Here is a 16,021-nt window from a genome sequence, read left to right as displayed (position 1 = left end):
CGGTCCGGTTCAGCCGCGGACGAACGGATCGAACACCAGGATCGCGAGGCCGAAACCGCACATGACACCGCTCATGATGATGGCGATCCACCGCGCCGGCCTCGGACCGAGCCTGCCGATCTCCGCGGCGAACAGCGCCACCGTCAACAACCATGCTGCCGCGAACGCCACGAGGAACAGGCAGTGTCCCACCAGGGTCCGGTAGTCGACATCCGGGCCGGCGAAGGCCGGGATGACGGTGACAAACACCACCAGGGTCTTGGGGTTGGTGGTATCGATGAGGAATCCGCGGCGGAATCGCCGTGTCGGTGCCAGTACCCCACGTCGGGACTCAGCGCTGTCCCAAATCTCGTCCTCGCCACTGTCGGGGACCCGGACAGCACTGCGTAGAGAGGTGAGTCCGATGAAGATCAGATAGATCCCGCCGATGATGCGCAGTGCGGCGAGGGCCGCCGGTGCGGCGACGAGTAGCGCAGCGAGACCGGCGCAGGCGGCGACCGTGAAGACGAGCATCCCGGTCAGGGCGCCCAACGCGGTGGCGACTGCGTCGGCGCGGGACCGCAGTGCCGCAGCGGCAACCGCCAGGCTGTCCGGCCCGGGCGTCATCACCATGAAGGCCACCGCGGCGACGAAAGCAGCAGCCATCACGCACCTTCCCGATCTTCGGGATCACCGTTCACAGTCCACCGGCCACGCGATTGTGGTGGCGGTGAGATACGAAGTCTTCACCGGCCGCGAACCCAGCCGCGGCGGCGATCTCGCTGGTGGCAGCGACACCAACGTGGGGTATGCGGTCCGCAACCCGTCGAGGCCGTCCCGGATCTCCTGCAGCAGCGTGAATTTCCGTGTCGGTGCTGCCGGGTGCCATGCCGACGACACGAATGTCCCGGTGCCAGTTCGTGTCCCCGGCCGCGGGTGATCGTCTCCACCGCAGCACTTGGATGCGGCGTATCCCCCGTACTCGCCGGGCACCCCCGGTGACTGCGGCGATGCTGCTGCCGGTGATCACCACACCGGGTAGTACGCGGTCGCGCGCCGGTAGCGAACCGCAGCCGCGGTCATCACCCACAACCCCGAAGACGTTGACATCGACGATGTCCCGGACCTGCGCTGCGGTCTCGGTGAGGACATCACCGAGCGGGCCGGTGATCCCGGCGTTGTTCACCAGCACCGTCACCTCCCCCGGGCTCTGCGCCGCCGTATCGACGCCTGTTTCTGCAGCGTCGGTGTCGGCGACGTCGATCTGGATGGCACGGACCCGGGGACCGCATTCGGCGACCAGGCGAATGGCAGCGTCGGTGTCTCGGGGGTAGGCGAAACCCACCTCGTGGCCCGCTCGGGCGCTGTGGCCCGGACGATCGCGGCACCACTCCACCGGCTACCGCCGGTGACGAGGAAGTGCCCGCTCATCGCCGGTTCACAACACACTGAAGCCGCTGGCCAGAGCGGAGCGTCCTGTCATTGCGAGCAGAACGGTCTCACCGTGTCCCCGGAGTACGGCCAATTCGGTTGCCACCGACAGCGCCTCCCGCAGTGCCCCGGCCGGGACGGATGCCGGGTGGCCGGTGGCCCGGGCCAGGTCGAGGCCGTGCACCACCAGTTCGAAGGTGCGGGTCGGCAGGTAGTGCGACAACAGCATGCCACCCACCACAGTGGTGACGAGCCGGTCGTCGGTCTGTGCCAGGGCCTGCAGGGCTCGGTCCCGCATTTCCGCCAGGGTTGCTGCGGGGTGGTCACCGAGTTCGGCGCCGGCCTGCTCACCACGCACTCGGACCGCCTCGGCGTCGACCTGCTCGGCGGCCAGGAGGTAGTAGTCGGCGGTGGACGGCACGCTCTGCTCGGCGGCGGGTCGGGCGAGATAGTCGACGACGGTGCTCAGCGCGCGGCCGATGTGGCCGACCAGCGAGCGCACCGTCCACTCCCCCAACGCCGGGTCGTCCCACTTCTCCGGAGGGACGGTGGCCGTCAACGCGACGACGTGGTCGGCGGCCACCCGGAAGCCGTCGAGCACTACCGGTCCGCATGGTTCGCCCGCAGGAACATGCTCAGTGACGAGCTCACCTTCCTTGATGGTCATGACGCCATGAAACCGTCTCGGCACCCGGCTCGACAGTGCCATTTCGCGAGGAATAGCTAGGTCCCTCGCGAAGTGGACCAGTGCCCGGACCGATCGAGCATCCGGTTGTAACCGATTGTCTCCAAATGCCTTCCAGCGTTCCATTCAAGCGAGGTTTCCTACGTCGTCCATCGGCAGGTCCCCGAGGTCATGAACCGGGCACACCACCGAATAGGAACGCCGCACGGTGCGATCACGACGCACCAGCATCCCGGTCGACGTCGATTCCCACCTCGTTCCGGCCGTGCTGGACAGGGAGATGAACGGCGCCGAAATGGCGCGCTAACTCGGCGTTTCCGAGATTTCGGTGACCAAAGCGGAAATACCAGCACCTCGACACCGGCGGCCGACGCTTCGACGAGCAACCCTCCGAGACCGCGGCCGACGGAACACGCTCGAGGAACGACAACTCCGCAGCGAGAACGACTCCAGCCGGCGTCGCCCAGATAGAACAGGTCGGGGCTCGCCTCGGTGAGAGCCCTGTGGGCGGGGTCCACCCTTCCCACGGTGCCTCACGGCACCACCATTCAGATGTCACCTATCCGCACATCAGTCCCAATCTCGGTGCAAATGAAAGGGGACACACGATTCGGGACGGTGCCCTCGAGTAGATGCCGAATCCGAACACGGCGACCACACACCGGTCGACGAGGTACCACTCGAAGACCAACGCGGTCGGTCGACGATCGGATCGCGCTCGTCACCGTGCTCGGGAGAGAAATCTGTCGAGCCCTCTCCGCACACCTACGGTGGGAACGGTGGTCGCGAACCATGCGGCCTCGACGGCAAGTCCCTCGTCGATGGACAGGTTGATACCGCGAGTGACCGCCGCAAGACAGGCATGCACCGCCGTCGACGCGTGTCGTTCGACACGTACCGCCAACTCCGACGCGGCGGCGAGCAACTCCGCCGCCGGAACAACACGGTTGACCAAGCCCATGTCGTGCGCACGGTAGGCATCGACGGCATCGCCCGTGAGGATCATCTCCAGGGCACGTTTGCGGCCGATATGACGCGGCAGTCGTTGCGATCCCCCGAAAGGCGGCGGAAAGCCCAACGAGATCTCGGGTTTGGCGAAGGTTGCGTGGTCGACAGCGACCGCGAGGTGCGCGGCTTCCACGACTTCGCATCCGCCGCCGTAGGCAAGGCCGTTGACCGCGGCGATGATCGGTTTCGGGAACTGCTCGATGCGCCGGGTCAGCCCTTGTCCACGGGTCACGATGTCCTGCAATGCAGGCACCGTGCCGGCGTCGATGCTCTGCGCCAAGCACATGATGTCGGCGCCGGCACTGAAGGCCCGATCCCCCGCTCCCATGAGGACGATCGAGCGGATCGACTCGTCGATGATGGCCTCGTCCAGCCACACCGACAACTCGTCGATGGTGGTGTAATCGAGTGCATTGAGTTTGTCCGGCCGGTCGATCGTGACCACCGCTGTCGAATCTAATTGGTGCACTTGGATACTCATCAGTGTTCTTTCTCGTGGAGGTCGTGACACACGGGTCGGCGCACAGATCACAGGGACAGGGTGTGGCAGGCCAGGCTGTAACGCTGGGTCTCCTGGAACTTGCGGCGCATCCGATGCAGGACGTGCCACGGCGTGCGCGCGATGTCGTAGGCGAGCTCGCGAGCCCGATCGAGAACCGGGCGGTCGCGGACGACCTCGGTCAGCAACCCGAGGGCGAGGGCTTCCTCGGCGGCGACGGTCCTACCGGTCAGGACGAGTTCCCGTGCGCGGGTGGAGCCCACGCATTCGGCCAGCGGACCGTAGACGACGGGGAACCCGCGGCGCTCGGGATGGGAGAACGTCGTGCGGTCGGTGCCGAGCCGGATGTCGGCGAGCACCGCCAGATCCGCTCCCCCCGCCACGGCCGGTCCGTCGAGCGCGGCGATCACCGGCACCGGGTGCGCCGCGACGGCGACATTCATCCGATCGGAGGAGGCCCACAGACTGTCCTCGTCGATACGGTCGAATTCGGTGAGGTCGAAGCCAGCGCAGAAGACGTCTCCGCGGCCGGTCAGGATCACCACACGGGCATCGGCGGCCAGGGCCTCGAAGGCGTGGGCGAGCTCGAGTCGCATCGCGTGCGACAGGGCGTTCTTCTTCTGCGGACGGTTCAGCGTCACGACGGCCACACCGTGCTCGTCGACCGCCGTGGTGTCCACCTCGACAAGAGGATTGCTCATCGCTTGCTCCTTCGTGGTCAGGGGCGGGGCACCCCGATGGGATTGGGCAGAGGGACGGCCCCGGTGTCGAACAGACGCCGGCTGATCGGGGCGGCGACAGCGATGATCTCCTCGATCCCCGTCTGGCCGAGAGCCGTCACCGGGTCGGCGGCCAGGAAGTCGGTGCGGTCCTCGATGCTGCGCCGCAGCGCTCCCCCGCTCTTGGTCAGCCGACCGCCGACATCGATCAGGCCGCGGGCCCGCAAGCGACGCTCCGAGCTCTCCCATTCCTCGTCGCTCCAGCCGCGGTTGGGTTGCATGATCTCGCGGGTGACCGTACCGGTCGCCGCGTGTGCGACGACCGCGTCGATACCGCGCAGACCGGCGTGCACACAGGCGATGACGTGCCCGTCCCCGCGGTGTTCACGCAAGACGGTGGCAGCCAGCCACAATTGGGCGACGACATCGTCGGGGCGAGGAACCCTCGACCACCCCGCCGCCAACGGACGTCCCGCGAAATGACAACCGTCCACGGCTATTTCGAGAAGGGAAGCCAGTGCCTCGACGTCCCGTCGAGGCACCTCCCGCAGATGGTCGGCAAGGACGAGACGCGCGGTGGCAAGCCGAGCGTCCAACACCCTCTCGGGATCGGCGCACGCCCAGGCTTCGGGTAGCGCCCGGGCGACACGTCGCCCCGGGAAGCTGAAGAACATCGACTCGACGGGGGCGGCGGTCATCGCACCGAGCGGGGCGGCGCGGCCGGCGAAATAGCCCATCCAGTAGCCGCTCATACCGAGGTCCAGGGAGATCCGGCGGTGGTGCGGGGAGAAGTAGGGCGCCGCATGCAGCGGTTCGATCGCTTCCCACAGGCGCCGGGCCAGGGTCGCTGCCAGTTCTGCCATCCTCGTCCCTCCGGTCGTTGGTCGTGCAGTGATCAGCATCGTGGTTGCGACACCGCGCGCACAGTGCCATTTTTGTCGAGTGGACCAGGACACTGCGTGGTGGACGACCGTCGTCTTCGCCGCGGACGATCACACCGACCTCCCCCGCTACCAGTGGATCGTCGCCGCGATCGAACAAGCAATCGACGCCCGAACCGTCACCTACGGTCAGCGCCTGCCCGCCGAACGCACCCTCGCCGCCGCACTGTGCGTCAGCCGCGGAACGGTGGTCCGCGCGTTCGAAGAACTCACCGAACGCGGTGTGGTCGAACGCATCCACGGATCGGGCACCTTCGTCCGCCCCCGCCCCGGCACCCCACGCCCGATCATCCGGCACATCGATTCGTCGACAGAGGACATCGGCGACGTCATCGACCTGTCCGAGCCAGCCCCGGTCGGTGCGTCGCATCTGCCGGTCATCGACTGGGGTTTCGATCCGACGCTCTGCAATGCAGGTGTTCCTGCCCGGGGCCTTCCGATCCTCAGGCACGCGCTGGCAGCACATCTCACGCGCCTAGGTCTGCCGACCGAGGAGGATCAGATCCTCGTGACCACCGGCATGGCGGAAGCACTCGATCTCGTTCTCCGCGCGACCTCGGCCGCGAAACGACCAGCCGTGGTCGGGGCGCCGCTGTGGCCGGCGCTGCGGTCGGTCGTCGCCGAACACACTGCAACGACGCTGTGTCTGTATCCGGACGCCGGAGGTATCGACCCGGCCGCCGTGCGGCGCGCGCTGCGCCGCACCCGCGCCGCGATCGTCCTCGTCGACGTGGTCGAGTCCGGGCCGAGCGGGCGGGGTACGGCATCATCGCGGTTGCCGCGCATCGCCGCGGCGATCGAGGACCACACCGCCCTCGCCATCGAGGATCTGTCCTTCCTTCCTCTCGCCGCCACCCGCGATCCGCAGGCGCGGCCGCTGGCGGCACTGTCGGCGCGGATCACCGCGATCGGGGACCTGGATCGGGTGTTCTGGTCCGGATGCGGCATCGGCTGGGTCCGGACACCGGCACCGGACGCTTCGCTGAGCACCGCGTCGCCGCGCATCCCGGCCCCGGCGGTGAGCGCGCAGGTGCACGCCGCGCGACTGCTCGACGCGGCGAGCCCCCAGTGGTTCGCCGACCGCTACGCCCATCTCGCCCAGCAGACGGCGCATCTGCGCGCCGCGTTGGCGGAACTGGTACCCAGTTGGACGGTGGAGCCAGCGACCACCGGAGACGGGCTGTGGATCCGGCTACCGGTGGTCGACGCGTCGACCTTCGCGCATGTCGCGGCGCGGGGCGGGGTCCGGGTGGCTGTCGGGCGGGACTGTGTCACCGACGGTGGTCTGCGGGAGTACATCCGGCTCTCGGCCGCCGCGGACACCACCGTCCTGGACACGGCGGTGGATCGGCTCGTCGAGGCGTGGGCGACCTACACCCGGCGGCTGGCGGCAAGCGTGTGAGCCTTATGGAACCGGGGCGCAACACTGGCCCGGTTCGTCGAGGCCGGTGTGCGGGTGCTGTCGACGCCGAATCTCCCCAGCGGTACCACCGCCTCCGTCCTGCCCATACGAGCAGTGTCCCGTCGACAGCTTCGACCCGAGACGACACGCACCGGGGCGCCTCTGCTTGAGATTCAGTCGGCAAACACCGCCCACTCAGCCATCGTCGAACAGCACGGTCGCTACCAGGAGATATGGAGAGCAACGTTCGAGCGGATCCCGCCCCTCGTTGACATGGTTGACGATTCTGAGGACACTTGAGTTGACACAGTTGACTCCTCGGGGAGGATCCGGCATGAACACCCTGGCCGAACAGGAACGCAAGCTCATGGACCTTCTCACCCGCCGCGTCCACAAGACGTTCGCCGACGCCCGCGCAGCCGGCATCCCCGCCGACGTCTTCGACGACGTCGAATCGATCGCCGACTCGATGGCCGCGGCACTGCCCACCAGCGGTGCCTACGACCAACTCGTGGGCCCCTTCTACGACACCGCCGGCCTGACACGGTGGTGGGGCGTGAGCCGCCAAGCAGTCAACAAAGCCGTCGCCGCCGACACCGTGATCGCCTGCCGGCTCGCCGACGGCCAATGGGTCTATCCCACCTGGCAATTCACAACCTCCGGAACGGTACATCCGCACCTGATCACGCTGTGGAAGACCCTGCGCGCCGCCGCCGACCCCTGGACCTGCGCGGTATGGCTGCGCAGCCCGCAACCCGCACTCGGCGACCGCAGCGCCGCCGAGTGGATCACCGACGGCCACCCCCTCGACACGGCCCTGGCGCTGGCCGATGCCGACGTGCAGCGGTGGGCCGCGTGAGCCGCGACGCTGTCGCCCTCCGCCCCCCGGCCCGGCCCCTGCACCAGTTCCCCGGCTGCGACCTCACTCCGGCGCAGGCATTGCACCGCGGGCACCAGGTAGCGAACGGCCCGTGGTGGTTCGCCTCCTCCGGCGGCGGCCGCTTCGATCTGACACCACCCCGCGGCACCTGCTACCTCGCGTTCGACGAACCCACCGCGATCCGGGAAACCGTCGGAGAGACACTGGCAACGACAGGGGTGATCAGTGAGGAGTTCGCCGCCGACCGCCGCCTGTCGACCCTGGTCGTGCCACACGATCATCGCCTCGCCGACACCTGCGCGGAGGAGGCCGCGGACTTCGGCCTGACCCGAGAGCTCTCGTCCATGACCCCGTACGCGATACCACAGGAATGGGCCGCCGCGTTCGACGCCGTCAGCTTCACCGGAATTCGGTACCAGACCCGGTTCACCACCGGGCCGAACCCGAACGCGGTCGCCCTGTTCGGTGAGGCGGGCGAGGCCGACTGGCCGACCGACCCCAGCCCCGAACCGTTCGCAGTAGCTGCCCGTCGGGCCGGCTTCACCGTTGCAGGCCCGCCACGGTCGGTGCGGATCGTCTCACCGCCCGGGAACTGACAGGCCGGCCCACCACCATCGACAGCGCATCAACGCCCGCAAAGTTCCGTCGCTCTCGTGCCCAGACTCGGGACATGGTCTCCTTACCCGCCGCACTGCCCCGATGCTGACCAACCTCGGACCCCACCGAGCGGCAACCGGGCGTTCAAGATGACGGGATGACCAACGCGCCCCCACCATGGTCGACGGGCAACGCCGACGAGCCACACCGGCAACGACATCACCCGACCTATCCCTGAACTCCCCGAACCGCGTTCAGCGGTAAACGAGAGCACTTCCCCGACCGGCTGCCGCAGCACCTCGAGTACTTCCTCAGGCGTCGCGTAGAAGAACTCACGCCGAGGATTGACTCTGTTGACCCGCCGCTCGGCGAACGCTTTCGTGCAGTTCGGCTCCGACCGTCACCGCGTCCTCGGAGAAGAACAAGGCGTGCACATCGAACCGGAACGGCACCGGCGCGTCACCGAGTTCACGCACCCGGTCCATCGGACGAGCCGGCGTGTCATGCCGATCGTGACCATGGTGATCCCGAAGGCACCCATGTTGGAGATGACGTAGACGTACCCGGCTCGGATGTTCGCCGCCCGATAGTCGACATCATCGAGTGCGCCCTGGACCTCGGCGAGTGTGGTCCGCAGGCGTTCGGCGGCAGCGCTGTCGCCGTTGGCCTCCCCTGTTGCCAGTGCCGACCGGTAGTGCGCCAGTTCCTTGTCCAACTTTGCGTTCGGCAGCCAGTTCCTGCTCGGCCTTGCGCTGCTCGCGCAGTTCCTCGCGGCGGGCGCGTTCGGCTTCGTTCTCCTCCTGTACCTTCTGATGCACGACGAGATGTTCAGTGGCGGGTGGGCAGGGTCTTCCCCGCGGACCGTTGCGGCGCGACCAACTCGACGCCGATGCAAATGCCCGGCGTGCAGCCTCCGGAGCGCAGCACCGCGTCAGTCGTCGTGGCCGGAGGTGTAGTCGACGACGCCATTGTGCTTGGTGGTCGTCGACTCGACGTGCGTGCCGGTGGTGAAGTCGTCAACGAACAACGTCACCGACTCGATCACCGCTGACAACGGATGATCGAACGCCGCCCGCGCGTTGCGTGCGCAGATCGACCGTGCAGATCCATGCGGGTAGAGGTCGGTGATCGCCGTGGTCGGGGTAAACCGCCCACCGAGCTCGTTGTCCGGGTCGATACGGCCGCTCCACCACCGGTGCTGCGCGCGATGAAGGGCTGTCTCGCAGGTGACTTCCACATCGACGATCGTCAGCTCGGTGTAGCCCGCCCCGCCGAGTTCGGTGAGCAACTGCGCGCCGAGACCGTCCCAGCGGAAGGTGCCTTCGATGACGATGTTCTCCCCCGCCTCGATGCAGTGCTCCTGCACGGTGTCGAGGATCTGGGTGGATTCACGGTGCACGAGCGTGGCCAGCTCGCGCGGGCGCAGCCGGCGCCCGTCCGGCAGCACGACGTCGAGCAGGTCGTCGTAGACGCCGCGGTCGAGGCCGTCGCGGATCAGGTGGTCCTTGATGCGGTCGGAGTCGAGGACCCGCCAGCCTTTGCCGGCCAGACCGCGGGATTCGATCGCGGAGGACTTACCCGCGCCGGGGACACCGGCGGTGACGATCGCGCACCGACCGTCCCGGTCGATACCGTCCTGCTCGGCCAGGTAGGCGTCGACGATCGCGGCGCGGGTGTGGCGCCGAGACGGGTCGTCGGCATACAGACGAAACGACGCTCGGTCACCACCGGCGTCGAGGACACCACCGGGCGCGCACCACGAGTCGAGGCGGGCATGGGTCTTGGCACAGGGCTGTTCCACTAGCGGCGGCTCGCCGCCCGCCGCGCCGCGGTAACCTCCAGCAGGCGCTGATAGTCGTCATCGGAGAGCAGATCCCCGGCCCGTTCGATCTGATCCCAGCTGCCGCGCACATACACGTCGGCGGCAGGATCGTCCTCGGGTGGGCCCCCGAAGGTGTAGTCCCAGTGCTCGAGCTCGTCCATCATCTGCTCATGGGTGAGCTCGCCGACCGCGTACCGCAGCATCACCTCACGAGGGGTGCGCTGCCGGACCTCCGGCCGCAGGCGGGCCTTCTTCAGCAGCCGGCTGATCTCCGGCTGCTCCACCCCCACACGACGTGCGATCTCACGCTGTGACCATCCGGCCTCGGACGCGGCAAGCACGGCGCGGATCTTCCCGAGCTGCGCCAGTTCCGCGCGCGGGGAGATCGCACGCAGTTGCCGCTCGATGTCCTTCTCGAACGCCACCGACATCGTCTTCACCACCTCAACTGGGGATATACCAAATAGTATCACCTCGGGCTCTGCCTGCACCGCTGCTCAACCTGGCCTGTCGAGGTATCGGTCAGTGACCGGGCTGCTACGCAAGAGCTCGTAATCACACCGGGCCGGACTCGCACGGCCAGCTACCCCGGCAACGGAACACCCCGCCCACGGGACGCCCTCGAGCCGCGCGCAGCGCGAAGGTGTTTCAGCGGATCTAGCTGCGTCGATTCCCTGTCTCCTGCTGGGTTTCCCGCCCGCCGGGATAAGGGTTGGGCCGCTGGTAGGAGGGGTGGGGTGTCGGCAGCTGCGGGCGACCCGATCCCCGTACCTCTGTCCGGGCGGGAGAGGCAAACGTCTTAATGGGCAACCCAGCCGTGGATGTCTTTCATGACCGTGTGGGTCGTGGTGCCGTCGAGTGCACCGGGATCTCGAGGTACCCCGGGGTCGGTACGCGGCTGGAGCGACGGCGCATCATCGGTGGGTATCACCATGGTTCCGGCCGGGTTCGCGATACGGGAGTGTCGAGATCGACTGTCGGAGTACTGGTCTCCGCCACCGGAGGAACGGCGCGCATGGTCGAAGACCAGCGCAGCCAGCCGGCGCGCACCCCCTCGTACTTGCGGCCCTGCCCGCGGGTGATCTCCCGCAACCGGTCCGGTTCGACGAAGAACATCAACTGCCAACCGCCGGACGACCAGTTCAGCGATGACCGGCGCCGGCCCCCGCCCAGCACCGCGGTCACGGCGCGCGGCATCGGCGAGGACGTGCACGTCGACCGAGGTCGCGGCCGGATTCGATCCCGGCACCGAGAAATGCTCCCGGCTCCTCCACACTCCGTACATCCCACTCCTCGATCCACCGGCCCGGCCGCAGCCGAACCGTCCGCACCCCCGCGCTGTCCGGTGCACAGCGTGACCCAGACAGTCCCGCAGAGCAGGTAGCGGGTCGACACCCCGCCCACACCGCCGCCGACAGCACACCCTCTCGGGGGCTCATCCACTCCGTGAACCCCATCTCCTTCGCTACCGTGCCAAGCCATGGACTCGACCCTGCACACACCACACCCCTGGCCGCGCCCTCCGAGGTCCCGAACCCCGACACCAGGCCGAGCCTTGACGAGCTAGTGGCTCGTCACGGATCGTTGACCGGGTAATCCCAGGTTTCGGGTGAGGGGCGCTGCAGACTGTCTCCGAGTGAGAAACGGAGGTGGTCGTGGCACGTCAACCGAGTGTGTTCGTCCGGGCACTGAGCATGGAGGAAGGCCGGCGGCTGCAGAAGATCAGTCGCACCGCCAAGGACCCGGTCAAGCTGCGGCGCGCGATCGTGGTGTTGATGTCCGCTCAACACCAAAGCGTCAAGGACATCACCTCGCTGATGCAGGTCGGTGAGGATTACGTCCGCGATGTCATCCACGCGTTCAACGAGCAGGGATTCGAGGCCCTGAACCCAAAATGGAGAGGGGGACGCCCGAAGACGATCGATGAGCAGACCCGAGAACGGATCTGCTTGATCGCCCGGACGTCCCCCGACAACTGGGGTGTCACCGCGTTCTCCACGTGGAGCCTGACCAAGCTCGCTGAGCATCTGGTCTCTCGGAAGGTGGTGCCGGCGATCAGCCGGGAGACGCTGCGCCGGATCCTGCGCGACGGCAGGGTCACCTGGCAGGCGACCACCACGTGGAAGGCGTCGACCGATCCGGACTTCCTGACGAAGATGCAAGCGATTCTGGACCTGTACGACCGACCCCCGATCGACGGGCGGGTGGTCTGCGTCGACGAGTTCGGTCCGTTGAACCTGCAGCCCCGTCAGGGTAAGTGCTGGCGGCCGGTCACCCATCCGCATCGGCAGCGGGCCACGTACCACCGCTACGACGGTGTGATGCACATGCTCGCTGCACTCGATTTGGCCAGCGGCAGAATGTATTACCGGATCCGGCAACGCAAACGTTCCCGTGAGTTCCTCGACCTGCTCAAGACGCTCCGGGTCCGGTGGCCCGGGGAGAAGCTGTACGTGGTGCTCGACAACTTCTCCCCGCACAAGCACCCAACCGTCCGCGGCTGGGCTGCCGCCAACGATGTCGAGTTGGTGTTCCTGCCGACGTACGGGTCGTGGTTGAACTGGATCGAGTCCGAGTTCGCGGCGTTGCGGTACTTCGCGTTGAACGGGACCGATCACCGCAGTCATGCCGAGCAGAACGCCGCCATCGCCGCTTACGTGCGCTGGCGCAACGCCCACGCCGTACCGAAGACCAACTTCGCCCCGGACTCTCCGATCCGGTCGTGGACCGAGTATCCGCATTACCCGGCCAAGGTTGCCTGACGAGCCACTAGATCGGGAGTGCGACACCGAGTTCAAGGGGAAATCAATAATGGAGCCAGGATTGACGAGGCCCGCGGTTACGCACCACACGGTGATGCCCCGCATCCGCCTTACTCAGTCGTCGCCGGTTCAAACCTCAATCGCGTTGGCGTCGAACAAGGATTGGCCTCGCGAGGGAGCTATCCATATCAGATCTGACGTTGCGGGGCCGGCGTTGCCGCTCGGACCTTCCTCGCCGCTGGGGAGGGATCGAACCGACTCCACCTCATACCTGCCGTTTCACCACCACGGCGCCACCGCGCTCGGCCGGGAACGAACCGGCCGTACACGCGACAAGTCGTCATCGCGGCCCACGTCCTTCCCGCGCCGGATCAACAGGTACGTCGCCGCGACCATCGACAAGGTGACGTGTCGGTACCACGCCCGGTATCCGCGGACCTGATAGTCCTTGAGACCGGCTTCTTTTCGGGCGACTCGGAGACACTTCTCGATTGCCGACCGTCCCTCGGCGACTCGGGCGAGTTCGGACAGGATGCAGCCGGCCGGGCCGAAGCACAGGTAGTAGGCGATGTCGGACGGGTCGGTGATCGATCGTCCGGCGAGGAGCCAGTTCCCGAATTGTCGTCCCGACCTGTGGAGGTCCACTGCCGCCCAGTCTCGAACACGATGTCCCGTCAGCTCGTCGCCGTGGCTGAGCCTGTGCCATACCGTTTCCGACAACTCGTCGATCACCTCGCGGGCCGTGCAGACCTGCAGGTGTGCCGTGGTCACGCGGCAGTCGCCCGGAATCTCGAGGACATGCGGGACGCTCCGCTCCTCCAGTGATCGCCGCAGTTTCTCCGTTCGCCCATAGAGGACGCCGGCAGTGAACCAGGCGAACGGCACGTTTGCGTCGAGAGCTCGGCCGAGCATTGTCTCGGCTAGATCGGCCGGGCTCCGGTACCCCACCGAGTCGTCGATGCCGGCCGCACGGCATCGGTCCCGATGGTCCGTCCATTCTCTCGGCAGGTACAGCTCCCGGTCGATCAGGCCCCACCCTTTCTGGGATGCGTACGCCAGGAAGATCCCGGTCTGGGCGTTGCTTGTCCTTTCGGTTTTCGATACCCAGGGCGCCACCCCGGCAGACCGGTCGCCTCGCTTCGGGAAATACAGGTCGCCAACAATCAGCAGGCCCTGCCAGACATCACCGACCAACTGGACCACCAGGTCACGCACGTCGTCGCGTACGCCATCCTCATCCCACGATGCTGCGTTCAGCAACCGTTGCATCCCCTCCGGGCCGGCCTCGCCCGCCGCCTCCGCGAGGGTCCACCCGTTCTTGCGCTCGATATCGCCCAAGAGTCCGTGGACATAAGCCCACATCCGCCGGCGCGGTTCGACGCGCGGGAATCGATGTGCGAACCGGGCACAGAAGACCTCGAATGCGGGCCCGGGCGAGTGCCCATCACCACCGTCGGGGCCGGCAGCCAATTGCGTGCGATCCGAGTCTTTGGTCACGATCTGTCGTTGTAGAGCATCCCCGCCTGCCGAGGAACACTCGACCGCCACAGGTGATGTAGACCACTCCTGGGCATCGAGGGTGGGCTCGGTTCCCGAAGACAACGTCGCAGACCCTGCGAATCCCACGTTCTGCGCCCCGACCCCGGGCTGTGTCGCGGGACGCGCTCTACTGCATCCGTCGTTGAACAACAAGCACATCGCAGAACCACCCTGTCGACCCCGACAGTCGGCTCGTGTCCCGGCATACCGGATGGAGCCGAAGATGTCGTTGTTTCGTCGTTCCGGGCCTTCTTATGGTTCGCGGTGACGTCGTCACTTCCGCTGGGGTATCAGCCCCTCCGCGACCTACACCTCAGAAGGTTCAGGTGACCATGGACAACCACCGCCGGCAGAACACCGCCGCACAACCCTACGAATCCGGTCCCCCGAGTCCGGAATCCACCATTTCGCGGAAGATCTCGTTCCGGATCGTTCCGATGCTGTTTCTCGGCGCACTGCTCAGTTACGTGGACCGCACAAACATCGGCGTGGCCAAACTCGAAATGCAGGCGGACCTCGGCCTTTCCGAGGCTGCCTTCGGTCTGGGCGCCGGCATCTTCTTCATCGCGTATGTACTCTTCGAGGTCCCGAGCAACATCGCACTTCACCGGGTCGGCGCCCGAATCTGGATTGCCCGCATCATGGTGACGTGGGGCCTGGTGACTTCCTTGATGTCACTGGTCGACAACGTCTGGATGTTCTACGGCATGCGGTTCCTGCTCGGTGCCGCGGAAGCGGGCCTGCTACCCGGCGTGGTGTACTACCTCACCCGCTGGGTACCGTCCGCGAACCGTGGGCGAATCCTCGGACTCTTCTTCCTTGCCATCCCGGTCGCCTCGGCCATCGGCTCTCCTCTGACGAGCACTCTCATGTCGTTCCACCCGTGGGGTCTTCACGGATGGCAATTCATGTTCCTGGCCGAGGGACTACCCTGCCTGCTCCTCGCCGCGGTGATCATCAAGTTCCTCCCGAACGAGCCGGGCGATGCCCGGTGGCTCGACGCTTCGGAAGCGCAATGGATCACCGACACGATCCGCCGGGAGAATTCCGGCGTCACCGGGGACGGAAACGGCCACTCGTCGTGGACGGACGGCCTGAAAAATATACGGGTGCTTGCGCTTTCGGCCGTGTACTTCTCGATGGTCGTGCCCATCTACCTCATGGGCTTCTTCCTCCCCTCGATCATCAAGGAGATGACCGGCGGCACCGTCGGCACGACCGGCATCGGCTACATCGCTGCAGTACCGTACATCTTCACCGGAATTGCCATGGTGGTGATCTCCCGGAGTTCGGACCGAACCCAGGAACGTATGTGGCACTTCGCTGTTCCCAGTTTGATCGGTGCGGGCGGATGGGTGGTCGCAGCGGCCACCGTATCGTCGAGTCCGCTCGTCGCCGCCATCGCGATCTGCATCGGAACGGTCGGTGCGATGGCCACGATTCCGACGTTCTGGACCACCGCCCCGAAAGTCGTCTCCGGTGCGGCCGCCGCGTCCGGAATCGCGTTGATCAGTAGCATCGGCAACATCGGCGGATTCGTCTCCCCGTACATGTTCGGCGTCATCCGCGACGCGTTCCCCGGCGAGACCGGCAACAGCGTCTCCTTCCTCGTCGGCGCGATCGTCCTCGGGATCGGGGGTGTGCTCATGATCGCGCTCTCCAAGACTCTCCCGGCCACCACACCGAATAGTACGAAAACTGCTCAACTCCAGAATGACTGACGCAACCGACCGATCGGTTCTCCCGAATTCCCCTAC

At 66.7% G+C, this 16,021-nt stretch carries 16 protein-coding genes; 5 read left to right on the top strand and 11 right to left on the bottom strand.

Annotation, left to right across the window (positions count from 1 at the left end; translation table 11 throughout):
- Nucleotides 1-9 precede the first annotated feature (9 nt).
- From ACN675_RS02905 to ACN675_RS02880, 6 genes are all read right to left on the bottom strand, one after another.
- Nucleotides 10-645, bottom strand: coding sequence for a LysE family translocator (locus ACN675_RS02905; RefSeq protein ID WP_248676395.1), 636 nt, complete (start codon nucleotides 643-645; stop codon nucleotides 10-12).
- Between the two features lie 31 nt (nucleotides 646-676).
- A complete protein-coding gene (locus ACN675_RS02900) occupies nucleotides 677-1,324 on the bottom strand; it encodes an SDR family oxidoreductase (protein ID WP_248676394.1) in 648 nt (215 codons plus the stop codon).
- Nucleotides 1,325-1,417: 93 nt separating this feature from the next.
- Nucleotides 1,418-2,077, bottom strand: a complete 660-nt coding sequence (locus ACN675_RS02895) for a maleylpyruvate isomerase family mycothiol-dependent enzyme (RefSeq protein WP_248676393.1) — start codon at nucleotides 2,075-2,077, stop codon at nucleotides 1,418-1,420.
- 739 nt (nucleotides 2,078-2,816) lie between these two features.
- Nucleotides 2,817-3,548 (bottom strand): enoyl-CoA hydratase-related protein, encoded by a 732-nt coding sequence (locus ACN675_RS02890; RefSeq protein WP_420749426.1) that lies wholly within the window; start codon nucleotides 3,546-3,548, stop codon nucleotides 2,817-2,819.
- 83 nt (nucleotides 3,549-3,631) lie between these two features.
- Nucleotides 3,632-4,303: an enoyl-CoA hydratase/isomerase family protein gene (locus ACN675_RS02885; RefSeq protein WP_248676391.1), complete on the bottom strand. Its 672-nt coding sequence runs from the start codon at nucleotides 4,301-4,303 to the stop codon at nucleotides 3,632-3,634.
- Between the two features lie 17 nt (nucleotides 4,304-4,320).
- Nucleotides 4,321-5,184: an SCO6745 family protein gene (locus ACN675_RS02880; RefSeq protein WP_248676390.1), complete on the bottom strand. Its 864-nt coding sequence runs from the start codon at nucleotides 5,182-5,184 to the stop codon at nucleotides 4,321-4,323.
- Between the two features lie 79 nt (nucleotides 5,185-5,263).
- On the opposite strand from ACN675_RS02880, the gene ACN675_RS02875 reads away from it, so the two are divergent.
- From ACN675_RS02875 to ACN675_RS02865, 3 genes are all read left to right on the top strand, one after another.
- Nucleotides 5,264-6,664: an aminotransferase class I/II-fold pyridoxal phosphate-dependent enzyme gene (locus tag ACN675_RS02875; protein WP_248676389.1), complete on the top strand. Its 1,401-nt coding sequence runs from the start codon at nucleotides 5,264-5,266 to the stop codon at nucleotides 6,662-6,664.
- 334 nt (nucleotides 6,665-6,998) lie between these two features.
- Nucleotides 6,999-7,523, top strand: a complete 525-nt coding sequence (locus tag ACN675_RS02870; RefSeq protein ID WP_248676388.1) for a hypothetical protein — start codon at nucleotides 6,999-7,001, stop codon at nucleotides 7,521-7,523.
- Entirely contained in the window at nucleotides 7,520-8,140 is a 621-nt protein-coding gene (locus tag ACN675_RS02865; RefSeq protein WP_420749425.1) for an RES family NAD+ phosphorylase, read from the top strand. Before ACN675_RS02870 ends, ACN675_RS02865 begins: the two co-directional genes overlap by 4 nt.
- A 401-nt stretch (nucleotides 8,141-8,541) precedes the next feature.
- On the opposite strand, the gene ACN675_RS02860 is transcribed toward ACN675_RS02865, so the two are convergent.
- The 4 genes from ACN675_RS02860 to ACN675_RS02845 form a co-directional block, all read right to left on the bottom strand.
- Complete coding sequence (locus ACN675_RS02860) at nucleotides 8,542-8,856, bottom strand: hypothetical protein (protein ID WP_248674083.1); 315 nt, start codon at nucleotides 8,854-8,856, stop codon at nucleotides 8,542-8,544.
- Between the two features lie 216 nt (nucleotides 8,857-9,072).
- Nucleotides 9,073-9,942, bottom strand: a complete 870-nt coding sequence (locus ACN675_RS02855; protein ID WP_248674082.1) for a zeta toxin family protein — start codon at nucleotides 9,940-9,942, stop codon at nucleotides 9,073-9,075.
- Complete coding sequence (locus tag ACN675_RS02850; protein WP_248674081.1) at nucleotides 9,942-10,394, bottom strand: hypothetical protein; 453 nt, start codon at nucleotides 10,392-10,394, stop codon at nucleotides 9,942-9,944. Before ACN675_RS02850 ends, ACN675_RS02855 begins: the two co-directional genes overlap by 1 nt.
- 496 nt (nucleotides 10,395-10,890) lie before the next feature.
- On the bottom strand, nucleotides 10,891-11,160 hold the full coding sequence (locus ACN675_RS02845) for a hypothetical protein (RefSeq protein ID WP_248674080.1): 270 nt from the start codon (nucleotides 11,158-11,160) through the stop codon (nucleotides 10,891-10,893).
- Nucleotides 11,161-11,618: 458 nt separating this feature from the next.
- Here ACN675_RS02845 and ACN675_RS02840 point away from each other — a divergent pair, with 458 nt between their 5' ends.
- Nucleotides 11,619-12,725 (top strand): IS630 family transposase, encoded by a 1,107-nt coding sequence (locus tag ACN675_RS02840; RefSeq protein WP_420749424.1) that lies wholly within the window; start codon nucleotides 11,619-11,621, stop codon nucleotides 12,723-12,725.
- Between the two features lie 279 nt (nucleotides 12,726-13,004).
- Here the strand turns inward: ACN675_RS02840 and ACN675_RS02835 are convergent, their stop codons facing one another.
- Complete coding sequence (locus ACN675_RS02835; protein ID WP_248674087.1) at nucleotides 13,005-14,195, bottom strand: IS701 family transposase; 1,191 nt, start codon at nucleotides 14,193-14,195, stop codon at nucleotides 13,005-13,007.
- Between the two features lie 401 nt (nucleotides 14,196-14,596).
- Here ACN675_RS02835 and ACN675_RS02830 point away from each other — a divergent pair, with 401 nt between their 5' ends.
- Entirely contained in the window at nucleotides 14,597-15,985 is a 1,389-nt protein-coding gene (locus tag ACN675_RS02830) for an MFS transporter (protein ID WP_420749439.1), read from the top strand.
- The last annotated feature ends 36 nt before the right edge of the window (nucleotides 15,986-16,021 follow it).

It is taken from the genome of Rhodococcus sp. O3, from assembly GCF_048897285.1.
Taxonomy (GTDB): Bacteria; Actinomycetota; Actinomycetes; order Mycobacteriales; family Mycobacteriaceae; genus Rhodococcus.
This window is presented reverse-complemented; position numbering and strand designations above follow the sequence as displayed.

Excerpts from the sequence above, each read along its gene's own strand:
- ACN675_RS02830 (WP_420749439.1), top strand. The coding sequence starts at position 14,597 with ATGGACAACCACCGCCGGCAGAACACCGCCGCACAACCCTACGAATCC.
- ACN675_RS02845 (WP_248674080.1), bottom strand. The coding sequence starts at position 11,160 with ATGCCGCGCGCCGTGACCGCGGTGCTGGGCGGGGGCCGGCGCCGGTCA.
- ACN675_RS02885 (WP_248676391.1), bottom strand. The coding sequence starts at position 4,303 with ATGAGCAATCCTCTTGTCGAGGTGGACACCACGGCGGTCGACGAGCAC.
- ACN675_RS02850 (WP_248674081.1), bottom strand. The coding sequence starts at position 10,394 with ATGTCGGTGGCGTTCGAGAAGGACATCGAGCGGCAACTGCGTGCGATC.
- ACN675_RS02895 (WP_248676393.1), bottom strand. The coding sequence starts at position 2,077 with ATGACCATCAAGGAAGGTGAGCTCGTCACTGAGCATGTTCCTGCGGGC.
- ACN675_RS02870 (WP_248676388.1), top strand. The coding sequence starts at position 6,999 with ATGAACACCCTGGCCGAACAGGAACGCAAGCTCATGGACCTTCTCACC.
- ACN675_RS02905 (WP_248676395.1), bottom strand. The coding sequence starts at position 645 with ATGGCTGCTGCTTTCGTCGCCGCGGTGGCCTTCATGGTGATGACGCCC.
- ACN675_RS02880 (WP_248676390.1), bottom strand. The coding sequence starts at position 5,184 with ATGGCAGAACTGGCAGCGACCCTGGCCCGGCGCCTGTGGGAAGCGATC.